At 72.4% G+C, this 11,526-nt stretch carries 13 protein-coding genes; 10 read left to right on the forward strand and 3 right to left on the reverse strand.

What is annotated here, in order from left to right; all coding sequences use genetic code 11:
* Positions 1 to 32 precede the first annotated feature (32 nt).
* The 10 genes from uraD (at position 33) to FXF65_RS20270 (ending at position 10,045) form a co-directional block, all read left to right on the forward strand.
* Positions 33 to 500 carry a 2-oxo-4-hydroxy-4-carboxy-5-ureidoimidazoline decarboxylase gene (gene uraD / locus FXF65_RS20225; RefSeq protein WP_148351502.1) on the forward strand — a complete coding sequence of 156 codons (468 nt, stop codon included), beginning with the start codon at positions 33 to 35 and terminating at the stop codon, positions 498 to 500.
* On the forward strand, positions 497 to 811 hold the full coding sequence (gene uraH / locus FXF65_RS20230; protein ID WP_148351503.1) for a hydroxyisourate hydrolase: 315 nt from the start codon (positions 497 to 499) through the stop codon (positions 809 to 811). The genes uraD and uraH overlap by 4 nt, the downstream gene beginning before the upstream one ends.
* A 5-nt stretch (positions 812 to 816) precedes the next feature.
* The gene (pucL, locus tag FXF65_RS20235; protein WP_148351504.1) at positions 817 to 1,683 is read left to right on the forward strand and encodes a factor-independent urate hydroxylase; all 867 of its coding nucleotides are present in this window, start codon (positions 817 to 819) and stop codon (positions 1,681 to 1,683) included.
* Positions 1,684 to 1,690: 7 nt separating this feature from the next.
* Positions 1,691 to 2,563 (forward strand): FAD binding domain-containing protein, encoded by an 873-nt coding sequence (locus tag FXF65_RS20240; RefSeq protein WP_148351505.1) that lies wholly within the window; start codon positions 1,691 to 1,693, stop codon positions 2,561 to 2,563.
* Entirely contained in the window at positions 2,554 to 3,036 is a 483-nt protein-coding gene (locus FXF65_RS20245) for a (2Fe-2S)-binding protein (RefSeq protein WP_148351506.1), read from the forward strand. The genes FXF65_RS20240 and FXF65_RS20245 overlap by 10 nt, the downstream gene beginning before the upstream one ends.
* Before the next feature lie 71 nt (positions 3,037 to 3,107).
* A complete protein-coding gene (locus tag FXF65_RS20250) occupies positions 3,108 to 4,451 on the forward strand; it encodes an 8-oxoguanine deaminase (protein ID WP_246198962.1) in 1,344 nt (447 codons plus the stop codon).
* Position 4,452: 1 nt separating this feature from the next.
* Complete coding sequence (locus FXF65_RS20255; RefSeq protein ID WP_148351507.1) at positions 4,453 to 6,762, forward strand: molybdopterin cofactor-binding domain-containing protein; 2,310 nt, start codon at positions 4,453 to 4,455, stop codon at positions 6,760 to 6,762.
* Position 6,763: 1 nt separating this feature from the next.
* A complete protein-coding gene (allB, locus tag FXF65_RS20260) occupies positions 6,764 to 8,065 on the forward strand; it encodes an allantoinase AllB (RefSeq protein WP_148351508.1) in 1,302 nt (433 codons plus the stop codon).
* Positions 8,062 to 9,078 (forward strand): allantoicase, encoded by a 1,017-nt coding sequence (alc, locus tag FXF65_RS20265; RefSeq protein WP_148351509.1) that lies wholly within the window; start codon positions 8,062 to 8,064, stop codon positions 9,076 to 9,078. Before allB ends, alc begins: the two co-directional genes overlap by 4 nt.
* Positions 9,079 to 9,157: 79 nt before the next feature.
* Entirely contained in the window at positions 9,158 to 10,045 is an 888-nt protein-coding gene (locus tag FXF65_RS20270) for a hypothetical protein (protein WP_148351510.1), read from the forward strand.
* Between the two features lie 61 nt (positions 10,046 to 10,106).
* Here the strand turns inward: FXF65_RS20270 and FXF65_RS43840 are convergent, their stop codons facing one another.
* From FXF65_RS43840 to FXF65_RS20285, 3 genes are all read right to left on the reverse strand, one after another.
* Complete coding sequence (locus FXF65_RS43840; RefSeq protein ID WP_187412408.1) at positions 10,107 to 10,340, reverse strand: DUF397 domain-containing protein; 234 nt, start codon at positions 10,338 to 10,340, stop codon at positions 10,107 to 10,109.
* Between the two features lie 143 nt (positions 10,341 to 10,483).
* On the reverse strand, positions 10,484 to 10,714 hold the full coding sequence (locus FXF65_RS20280; RefSeq protein WP_148351511.1) for a hypothetical protein: 231 nt from the start codon (positions 10,712 to 10,714) through the stop codon (positions 10,484 to 10,486).
* Between the two features lie 164 nt (positions 10,715 to 10,878).
* A complete protein-coding gene (locus FXF65_RS20285; RefSeq protein WP_378232198.1) occupies positions 10,879 to 11,526 on the reverse strand; it encodes a TetR family transcriptional regulator in 648 nt (215 codons plus the stop codon).

Here is an 11,526-nt window from a genome sequence, read left to right on the forward strand (position 1 = left end):
CCGCGCCCGGACGGCTGTGTGTACTGCATGCGATGAGGGATGAACGGGTGGTGTTCACGGAGGCGGAGCTGTCCGCGTGCTGCGCGTCGCGCCGGTGGGTCGCGGCGGTCGCGGGCCGCTCGTACGCGGGACCGGCCGACCTGCGCGCGGCGGGCGCCGCCGCACTGGACGAGCTGACCTGGGCCGACGTCGAGGAGGCGCTCGCCGCGCACCCGCGCGTCGGCGGCCGTGCGGCGGGCTGGTCGCGCGCCGAGCAGGCCGGGATGGACGGGGCCGCGCCGGACGTGCGTGCCGCGCTCGCCGCCGGGAACCGTGCCTACGAGGACCGCTTCGGCCACGTGTTCTTGATCCGCGCCACCGGCCGCACGGCCGACGAGATGCTCGCCTGCCTGCGCGAACGCCTCGGCAACGACACGGAGACCGAACACGCGGCCGTCCGGCGGGAACTGGCCGGAATCGTCGATCTACGGCTCGCGAAGCTTGCGGGGGAGGACACGTGAGTCTTTCGACGCACGTGCTGGACGCGGCCAAGGGGCTGCCTGCGGCGGGGATCGCCGTCCGGCTGGAGCGCCGCGCCGAGGACGGCGGCTGGACGCCCCTCGCCGAGGCGCGCACCGACGCGGACGGCCGGATCAGGGAATGGGACGCCGAGCCGGGCACCGGAATTCACCGGCTGGTGTTCGACACCGCCGGGCTGTCGGAGTTCTATCCCGAGGTCGCGGTGGCCTTCACCGTCACCGATCCGGAAGGGCATCTGCACGTGCCACTGCTGATCAGCCCGTTCGCCTATTCGACGTATCGAGGGAGCTAGCGGCGATGGCGATTGTTCTCGGCCCCAACCGCTACGGGAAGGCGGAGACGCGGGTCGTCCGCGTCACCAGGGACGGCGGCGTCCACCACGTCAAGGACGTCAACGTCAGCATCTCCCTCTCGGGCGCGATGGACGAGGCCCATCTGAGCGGCGACAACGCGGCCGTCCTGCCGACCGACAGCCAGAAGAACACCGTGTTCGCGTTCGCGAAGAAGCACGGGATCGCGACCATCGAGGAATTCGGGCTCCTCCTCGCGCGGCATTTCGTGGACTCGCAACCGACGATCCACCACGCCCGCGTAGAGATCCACGAATTCGCGTGGGAGCGGATCGAGGGCGGGCATTCGTTCGTCCGGAAGGGCGGGGAGACGCGGACGGCGCTGGTGCACAGCGACGGCGAGGGCGGCGCGGAGTCGGTCGTGTCGGGGCTACGGGACATGGTCGTCCTCAACACGACCGACAGCGAATTCCATGGTTTCGTCCAGGACCAGTACACGACGCTCGAACCCACCGACGACCGGATGCTCGCGACCGCCGTGACCGCCCACTGGCGCCACCGCGGAACCACCGCCGCCTGGGACGACTCCCACCGCGCCGCCCGCGACCGCCTGCTGCGCGCGTTCGCTGAGACCTACAGCCTCTCCCTCCAGCAGACCCTTTACGCGATGGGCCGCCGTGTACTCGACGAATGCGCGGGGATCTGCGAAATACGGCTCTCGATGCCCAACAGGCACCATTTCCTGGTCGATCTGGAGCCGTTCGGCATGGACAACGACAACGAGGTCTACTTCGCGGCGGACCGACCGTACGGCCTCATCGAGGGCACGGTGCTCACCGACGACGCGCCCGCCGACCCGTCCGCCTGGAACTGAGGGGGCCATGGACTTCCTACGACCCGCCACCTGGGACGACGCGCTCGCCGCCAAGGCGGAGCTGCCGGACGCGCTGCCCGTCCAGGGCGGCACCGACGTCATGGTTGAGATCAACTTCGCCGCGCGTCGTCCGGCGGCGCTGCTCGACCTGACCCGGATCGGTGCGCTCGGCGACTGGGACACGGCGGACGGCCGGTTCCGCGTCGGCGCGGGCGTCACCTACGCGCGGCTGATCAACGAGCTGGGCGCGCGGCTGCCCGGCCTCGCGCAGGCGTCCCGGACGGTCGGGTCGCCGCAGATCCGCAACCGGGGCACGGTCGGCGGCAACCTCGGCGCGGCCTCGCCCGCCGGGGACGCCCACCCGCCGCTGCTGGCCGGGGGCGCGGTGGTCGAGGCGGAGTCGGCGGCGCGCGGCGTCCGGATGATCCCGGCCGCCGAGTTCTTCACCGGCGTGAAGCGCAACGCCCTCGCGCCGGACGAGCTGATCCGCGCGTTCTGGACGGCGCCCGCGTCCGGCCCGCAGTACTTCGCCAAGATCGGCACCCGGAACGCGATGGTGATCGCCGTGTGCTCGTTCGCGATCGCGCTGCACCCGGCGGAGCGGCGGGTCGGGACGGGCCTCGGCTCCGCCGCCCCGACCCCGCGCCGCGCGCCCGCGGCCGAGGAGTTCATCTCCGCCGAACTCGACTGGGACGGCTGCGGCCCGCTCCCCGAACCGGCCCGGCGGCGGTTCGGCGAGCTGGTCGCGGCCGCGTCCGCGCCGATCGACGACGTGCGCGGGACGGGCGCCTACCGCGCGCACGCCCTGGCCGTCCTCGCGCGCCGGACGCTCACCTGGGCCTGGAACGACCACCGGAAGGAGGCCCGCCGATGCGCGTGAACCTCACCGTCAACGGCGCCGCCCAAGCCGTGGACGACGTGTGGGAGGGCGAGAGCCTGCTCTACACGCTCCGCGAGCGGATGGGCCTGCCGGGCTCGAAGAACGCTTGTGAGCAGGGCGAATGCGGCTCCTGCACGGTCTACCTGGACGGCGTCCCGGTCTGCGCGTGCCTGGTCGCGGCCGGGCAGGCGGAGGGCCGCGAGGTCCGCACCGTCGAGGGCCTGGCCGAGGGGGCGCCCGGCGACGAGCGGCTCGACCCCGTCCAGGAGGCGTTCGCGGAGGCGGGGGCCGTGCAGTGCGGGTTCTGCACGCCGGGGCTGATCGTCCAGTCGCACGACCTGCTCGAACGCAACCCCGCGCCGACCGACGCGGAGATCCGCGAGGCGCTCGCGGGCAACCTGTGCCGCTGCACCGGCTACGAGAAGATCCTCGACGCGGTCCGCCTGGCCGCAGAGCGGAAGGCGACCCGATGACCGCAGCGAAGCGAGGATCATCGGGTCGCCCGCGGGGGTCGGGGGGTCGTCCCCCAGAAAGGCAGGGCCCGGTGATCATTGAGAACGCGCACGTGGTCACTGTCTCCGGGGACGAGTACCCGGATGGCCACATCGTCATCGAGGGCGATCGCATCACGGCCGTCGGTTCCGGCAAGGCGCCCGTCCAGGACGGGGAGCGCATCGACGGCGCCGGATGCCTCGCCACACCCGGGCTCGTCAACACGCACCACCACCTCTACCAGTGGGCGAGCCAGGGCATGGCCGTCGACAGCACCCTCTTCGACTGGCTGACCACGCTTTACAAGCCGTGGTCGAAGATGGACGCCGAGGTCGTCGCGGGCGCGGCGACGGCGGGCCTCGGGTGGCTCGCCAAGTCGGGGTGCACGACGTCCGCCGACCACCACTACCTGTTCCCGAAGGGGCGCGGCGACCTGTTCGCGGCCGGGATCGAGGCGGCGCGGGAGGTCGGCGTCCGGTTCCACCCGTGCCGGGGGTCGATGGACCGGGGCGAGTCGCAGGGTGGCCTCCCCCCAGACGAGGTCGTGGAGGACCTCGACACGGTCCTCGCCGAGACGGAGGCGGCGATCGACCGCTACCACGACCCGTCGCCCGGCTCGATGCTGCGCGTCGGCGTCGCGCCGTGCTCGCCGTTCTCCGTCACGCGCGAGCTGATGGTCGAGTCCGCGCGGCTGGCGCGCGCCAAGGGCGTCCGGCTGCACACCCACCTCGCCGAGACGCTCGACGAGGAGGAGCACACGACGGAGCAGTTCGGCATGACCCCGGCCGAGTACATGGACTCGATCGGCTGGCTCGGCCCGGACGTGTGGCTCGCGCACTGCGTCCACCTGCGCGACACCGACGTCAAACGGCTCGCCGAGACCGGCACCGGCACGGCGCACTGCCCGAGCTCCAACGCCCGCCTCGGCGCCGGGATCGCCCGCGTCGCGGACCTGCTGAAGGAGGGCGCGACGGTCGGGCTCGGCGTGGACGGCCCGGCGTCGGCGGAGTTCGTCCCGCTCGCCGGGGAGCTGCGGCAGGCGATCTACCTGCAGCGAGCCCGGTACGGGCCGACCGCGCTGACCGCCCGGCAGGCGCTGGAGATGGCGACGCTCGGCGGCGCCCGCTGCCTCGGCCGGGACGCCGACCTCGGCACCCTCGAACCCGGCAAGCTCGCCGACGTCGCGCTCTGGCGCGTGGACGGCTTCCGCGCCGCCGTCGACGACCCCGTCGTCGCGTTCGCGTTCGGCCCGACGCCGCCGCTCGCCCGCCTCCTCGTCGGCGGCCGGACGGTCGTGGACGCCGACACGCTCGTCACCGTCCCGCAGGACGAGGCCGGGCGGCGCGGCGCCGACGCCCACCGCCGCCTCATGCGGCTGGCCGAGGAGGTGCTCTGACATGGCGTCGCCGGTGCGGACCCCCGGTCACGTCGCCGCGCCGGGCATCGGCGGGGTCGGGGAGAGCCCGCTCCGCCCGGACGGCACGCTCAAGGTCGCCGGGGAGTTCGCCTACGCCTCCGACCTGTGGATGGACGGCATGCTGTGGGGCGCGACGCTCCGCAGCCCGCACGCCCGCGCGCTGATCCGGTCGGTCGACATCGGCCCGGCGCTGGCCGTGCCCGGCGTCCGCGCGGTGCTGACGCACGAGGACGTCCCCGGCCGCGCGATGTTCGGCATCGACGGGACCGAGGACCAGCCCGTCCTGGCGATCGACCAGGTCAGATACCAGGGCGAGCCGGTCGCGATCGTCGCCGCCGACGATCCGGAGACCGCGCGGTACGCACTGGAGAAGATCGTCGTCGGCTACGAGGCGCTTGAGCCGGTCACCGATGCGCGCGCCGTGGTCGCCGACCCGGAGGGGCTGAAGGTCCAGCGGCTGGGCGGCATCACCCGGTACCAGCCCGTCCGGGTCGGGGACGTGGACGCGGCGAGAGCCGAAGCGGCGGTCGTCGTGTCGGGCGAGTACGAGGTCGGCATCCAGGACCAGGCGTTCCTCGGGCCGGAGGCCGGGCTGGCCGTCCCGTCCGAGGACGGCGGCGTCGACCTGTACGTCTCGACGCAGTGGATCCACAACGACCTCAAGCAGATCGCGCCCTGCCTCGGGCTCTCCGCCGACCAGATCCACATGACCTTGGCGGGTGTGGGCGGCGCGTTCGGCGGACGCGAAGACCTGTCGATGCAGATCCACGCCGGGATGCTCGCGCTGCACACCGGGCGTCCGGTGAAGATGTCGTACAACCGGTACGAGTCGTTCTTCGGGCACGTCCACCGGCATCCCGCGCAGATGCGGTACGAGTACGGCGCCGACGCCGACGGGCGCCTCCTCTACGCCGACGTCGAAATCGTGCTGGACGGCGGTGCGTACACATCGTCCACGAAGAACGTCGTCGGAAACGCGGCCTCGCTCGGGGTCGGGCCGTACGAGATTCCGAATATTCGCATCGACGCCTACGGTGTGTACACCAACAACCCGCCGTGCGGTGCGATGCGCGGGTTCGGGGCCGTCCAGGCGTGCTTCGCCTACGAGTCGATGATGGACAAGCTCGGCGCCGCCTGCGGGCTCGGACCGCTGGAGATCCGCCGCCGCAACGCCGTGTCGCAGGGGTCGCGGCTCGCGACCGGGCAGGTCGTCGAGTCGCCCGCACCGCTCGCCGCGATGCTGGCCCGGCTGGCGGCGGTCCCGGAGCCGCCGCCGCTCGACCCGTCCGACCTGCGGAACCTGCCGGGCGGGGTGTCGCAGGCGACGCACGGCGAGGGCGTCGCGCGGGGCGTCGGATACGGCGTCGGGCTCAAGAACATCTGCTTCTCCGAGGGGTTCGACGACTACTCGACGGCGCGCGTCCGGCTGGAGGTCATCGGCGGGGAGGCGACCGCGCTCGTGCACACCGCCGCCGCCGAGGTCGGGCAGGGGCTCGTCACGATCCAGGCGCAGGTCGCGCGGACGGAGCTCGGCGTCCAGAAGGTCACCATCGCGCCCGCCGACAACCAGGTCGGCGACGCCGGGTCGTCCAGCGCGTCCCGCCAGTCGTACATGTCGGGCGGCGCGGTCAAGGCGGCCTGCGAGGCGGTCCGCGCGGAGCTGCTCGCCCTCGCCGCGCGCCGCCTGGGCCGCGCCGACCTGAGCGTCGCCGGCGGGAAGGTCGTGTCGCGGGCGGACGGCGCGCTCGGCACGATCGAGGACGTCCTCGGAGACGCCGTCATCGAGGAGACCCGCGAGTACCGGCACCGGCCGACCGTGCCGATGGACCCGGTCACCGGGCAGGGGCGCAGCCACGTGCAGCTCGCGCTGTGCGTCCACCGCGCGGTCGTCGACGTCGACGTGGACCTCGGGCTGGTCAAGGTCGTCGAGCTGGCCGCCGTCCAGGACGTCGGCAAGATCATCAACCGGACCGGGGTGGAGGGGCAGATCCACGGCGGTTCCGCGCAGGGCCTCGGCCTCGCCGTGATGGAGGAGATCGTGGTGGCGGACGGGCTCGTCCGCAACCCGTCCTTCACCGACTACCTCATTCCCACCATCCTGGACATGCCGCCGATGCGGCTCGACATCCTGGAGATCCCCGACCCGAACGCGCCGTACGGGCTGCGCGGCGCGGGGGAGCCGCCGACGCTGTCCTCCACGCCCGCGATCGTCGCCGCGATCCGGGACGCGACCGGGCGGGCGCTGAACCGGGTCCCGGTCCGTCCCGAGCACATCGTGCACGGGGCTTGACGTGGACGATCTCGTGATCCGGTCGCGGCGGGCCGTGCTGCCGGACGGTGAACGTCCCGCCGCCGTCTCCGTCGCGGACGGACGGATCACCGCCGTCTCGCCGTTCGACGCGGCCCCACCCGCCGCTGCCATTGTCGATCTCGGCGATGCGGCGCTGCTGCCCGGCCTGGTCGACACGCACGTCCACATCAACGAGCCCGGCCGCACCGAATGGGAGGGGTTCGCGACAGCGACGCGCGCCGCCGCGTCCGGAGGCGTCACGACGCTGATCGACATGCCGCTCAACGCGCTGCCGCCCACCGTCGACCCGCCCGCGCTCGCCGCCAAGCGCTCTGCGGCCGAAGGGGTCTGCGCGGTGGACGTCGGGTTCTGGGGCGGGGCCGTCCCCGGGAACCTCGCCTCGCTTCGTCCGCTGCACGAGCTGGGCGTCTTCGGGTTCAAGTGCTTCACGTCCGACTCCGGCGTGCCGGAATTCCCGCCGCTCGACGCCGCCGGGATGCGCGCCGCGTTCCGGGAGATCGCCTCGTTCGGCGGGCTCGTCATCGTCCACACCGAGGACCCGGGGTCGCTGTCGGCGCCGTCCGGCGGCCGGTACGCGGACTTCCTGGCGTCGCGTCCGCCGTCAGCCGAGCGGGCCGCCGTCGAACAGGTCGTGCGGCTGGCGGAGGAGACCGGAGTACGTGCGCACATCCTGCACCTGTCGGCCGCCGACTGCCTGGACGTCCTGGCGAAAGCCCAGGCGGACGGCCTTCCCGTCACCGCCGAGACCTGCCCCCACTACCTGACCCTCTCCGCCGACGATGCCACCGGGACGGCCTTCAAGTGCTGCCCGCCCATCCGCGACGCCGCCAACCGCGAACGCCTTTGGGACGGCCTCGCGTCCGGCGTCATCTCCTGCGTCGTCACCGACCACTCGCCCTGCGCGCCCGACCTGAAGCGCGGCGACTTCGCCACCGCGTGGGGAGGGATCTCGTCGCTTCAACTTGGCCTGCCCGCCGTCTGGACGGCGGCCCGAGAACGCGGCCACGGCCTCGCCGCCGTCGTCCGCTGGATGGCCGAGGGCCCCGCCGCGCTGGCCGCCGTCCCCGGCAAGGGCGCGACCGTCCCCGGCAACGACGCCGACTTTGTCGCGTTCGCCGCCGACGAGACGTTCACCGTCGACCCGGCCGCGCTCAGCCACCGCCATCCCGTAACCCCCTACGCGGGACGGACGCTGACCGGCGTCGTCCAGGCCACGTGGCTGCGCGGACGCCGCACTGGCGGCCCGCCCGCCGGACGCCTCCTCACCGCGGAGCCCCGATGACCGACTTCACCGCCCTGCCCGACCTCGCCGTCCGGACCCTCGGCGGCTCGGTCGCCGCCGCCAGCGACGAGTCGTTCGCCGAGAAGGAGAACCTTCTCAACCCGTGGGCGCCCGCCTTCACCCCGGCGACGTTCGGGCCGAAGGGCCAGGTCTACGACGGCTGGGAGACCGCGCGCCGCCGGGGGCCGGGGCACGACTGGGCGCTCGTCCGGCTCGGCCTGCCGGGCGTCGTCCGCGGCGTCGTGATCGACACCGCCTGGTTCAAGGGCAACTACCCGCCGCACGCCTCGGTGGACGCCTGCTTCGTGGACGGGCCGTCCGCCGACCTGTCCGGCGCCCGCTGGGTGGAGATCGTCCCGAAGAGCCCCCTGGACGGCGACACCGCGCACACCTTCCCGATCAGCGTGGAGCGGCTGTTCACGCACGTCCGGCTGAACATCCACCCGGACGGCGGCGTCGCGCGGCTCCGCGTCCACGGCGACGTCGTCCCCGACCCGCGCCTCCTCACCGGCCTCACTGTCGACCTCGCCGCCCTGGAGAACGGCGCCCGCGTCGTCGCCTGCTCGGACATGTTCTACTCCGCGCCCGACAACATGCTGTTCCCCGGCCTCGCCCGCGACCAGTCCGAGGGCTGGGAGACGGCCCGCCGCCGCGACGGCGGCAACGACTGGGCGGTGATCCGCCTCGCCGCCCCCGGCACGATCCGCCTCGCCGAACTCGACACCACGAACCTCAAGCACAACGCCCCGGCCGAGGCCGCCCTGCACGGCCTGGACGCTCGCACGTCCTCGGTGGACGACCCGTCCGCGTGGCGACCGCTGCTCCCGCGCACGGCCCTCGTCCCCGACGCCCGGCACCGCTTCCGCCTCTCGACGCCCGAGGTAACCCACGTCCGCCTGGACATCCACCCGGACGGCGGCCTGGCCCGCCTCCGCCTCCACGGCCACCTGACCCCCGCCGCCGAAGAGACCCTCGCCACCCGCTGGCGCACTCTCACCAAACATACGTATTAACAAAGAGTGACCATCATCACACGGAGAGTCATTGGATAGTGACGGTATCTAACAGTGACGGCAAAGTAACGTTCCGTGCATGGTCACCGTCGCACACGAAGGACCAATCCAGATCATCCGTGACAACCCGGAGGTCATCGCCCAGATCTTGCACACCGCGTTCGACATCCGGATCCCCGACGACCTCATCATCAAGACCACCTCGGAGGAGTTCACCCAGATAGCCCCCGCCGCCTATCGCGCCGACAACGTGGTGGAGATGTACAGGGCCGACTCGTCGAACCCGACCGTCGCCGTCGTCGCCGAGACCCAACGAAGAAAGGACCCGCGCAAACGCGGCTCCTGGCCCGTCTACCTCACCACCCAGAGGGCCAGAACCCAGTGCCCGTGCTACCTGGTGGTCTTCTGCCACCGCCGCTCGGTGGCCGAGTGGGCGCGGAAACCGATCGAGATCGGCCACCCGGGCTTCACCCTGACCCCCCTCGTCATCGGCCCGGGTATGGGACCTCTCGTCACCACCCCCGACCAGGCCACCCAGATGCCCGAACTGGCCGTCCTGTCGAGGCTGCTCGACGTCACGCCCGCCACGAAGGAGGAGCTGGAGATCACCTACGCGGCCCTCGCCACCATCGAGAGCGCGGGCCACGAACACGCTCACTTGTACACTGACCTTGTCCTCGAAGCGCTGCCGACGGCGGCGCGCCACATCCTGGAGGAGTTCGTGGCCACGGGAATCGCCGACTACGAGTTCAAAAGCGACTTCGCCCGCCGCAACCAGGCCATCGGCCGGGCCGAGGGAAAGACGGAGGGTGAGGCCAAGGGGCTGCTGATCGTGCTGGAGTCGCGCGGGATCGAAGTGTCCGACGAGGCGCGCGAGCGGATCCTGGGCTGCACGGAGGAGCAGCAGGTCACCGCGTGGCTCGCTCGCGCCGCCACGGTGGAGTCCGTCGACGAGCTGTTCGACTGAGCGTCAGCGCAGGTACGTGAACGCGCCCCCGGCCGTTGGGTCGGGGGCGCGTTTTTGGCGGTCAGGGGGCTTCGGTGGGGTCTTCGAGGAGGTCGTCGAACTCGCCGTCCTTGACGCCGGCAATGAAGGCGTCCCACTCGGCCTCGGTGAAGTAGAGGATCGGGCCCTCGGGGTTCTTGGCGTCGCGCATGACGACGGCCCGCTCACCGAAGTCCTTGTGCTGGACGGGGACGTCCTTGCCATCGACGAACTCGATGATGACCCCGTCGCTGAGGATCGGTTCCTGCTCGGTCACTGGCACACCTTCTCGGTCCTGGCGGTTGTCGCGTCCAAGGCTAGTCCGGAAGGTGTACGGGCCACATGGAAAGCACCCCGGCCGCCCAATTGGGGAGGGGCGACCGGGGGCGGTCCTCAGGGGCGGCTGAACCCGAACGTGTACTAGCCCCAGCCGCTGTATGCGCGGCTCTCGACCAGGGTGTCGCCGAGCTTCGAGCCGGGCGACGCCTTCGGTTGCCTCTGAACGGCGTCCGCCGAGCTGGGGACGGGCGCCGCGTGTGCCAGGCGCTTCGGCGCGGGCGGGCCGTACGACCCCGCGTGGGCCGGGGTCACCGGCGCCACCGCGAGGCTGGACGCGGCCACGATGCCCGACATGGTGCTTTCTCGTGCCATGCGGGCTCTCCAGGGGGTGGGGAGAAATGGGAGGGGGTCACCCCGATGTTCGAAATAGTGGACCACCTGGGCGTCAACCGACAATCGATCGCACTCAAGTGGTTTTTCAGTGTGGATTCCGTTCCCATCGAACGGCCCTGAGCTGCGACGACGGCGGGCGCTGGTCAGGCGTCGATGAGCAGGCGCGCGGCGGAGATCTCCAGCCGCGCCTGGATCTCCTCGGCGGTGGCGTTGCCGCGCAGCATCTCGATCATCTCCATGGTCCAGATGCCCGCCAGCGCGCGGGCGACGAGGCGGCGCGGGTCGTCGGCGGGGACGGCGGCCGGGTCGCCGGTCGCGGCGGCGCGCAGCAGCAGCCCGGTCATCCGCTCGCCGAAGTCGGTCTTGACGTCGGAGAGGAGCAGCGACCGGATCAGCGCCTCGGCCAGCTCGGGCTCGCGCATCAGCCCGCGGGTCGCGCGCATCAGCACCTCGACGGCGCGCTGCGGCGCGTCGCCCGCGCGGGGCGGGCGGCGGTCGATGCTGCCTTCGAGGAGGTCGAGCTCCTCGCTGACGACGGCGACGACCAGGTCCATCTTGGACGGGAAGTACCGGTAGAGCGTGCCGAGCGCGACCCCGGCCCGCTCGGACACGGTGCGCATCTGCATCGCCTCGATGCCGCCGCGCGACGCCAGCGCCGCCGCGGCCTGGACGATACGCTTGCGCCGCTGGTGCTGGCTGCGGGAGCGCACGCCCTGGCCGGGCGGGCCGGACGCTCCGCCCGCGGGCTGACTCCGGGTCTCGTCCCCGGTCGCCGTCGGCTCTGCGGTCAC

The sequence above is a fragment of the Actinomadura syzygii genome, from assembly GCF_008085905.1.
GTDB lineage: Bacteria > Actinomycetota > Actinomycetes > Streptosporangiales > Streptosporangiaceae > Spirillospora > Spirillospora syzygii.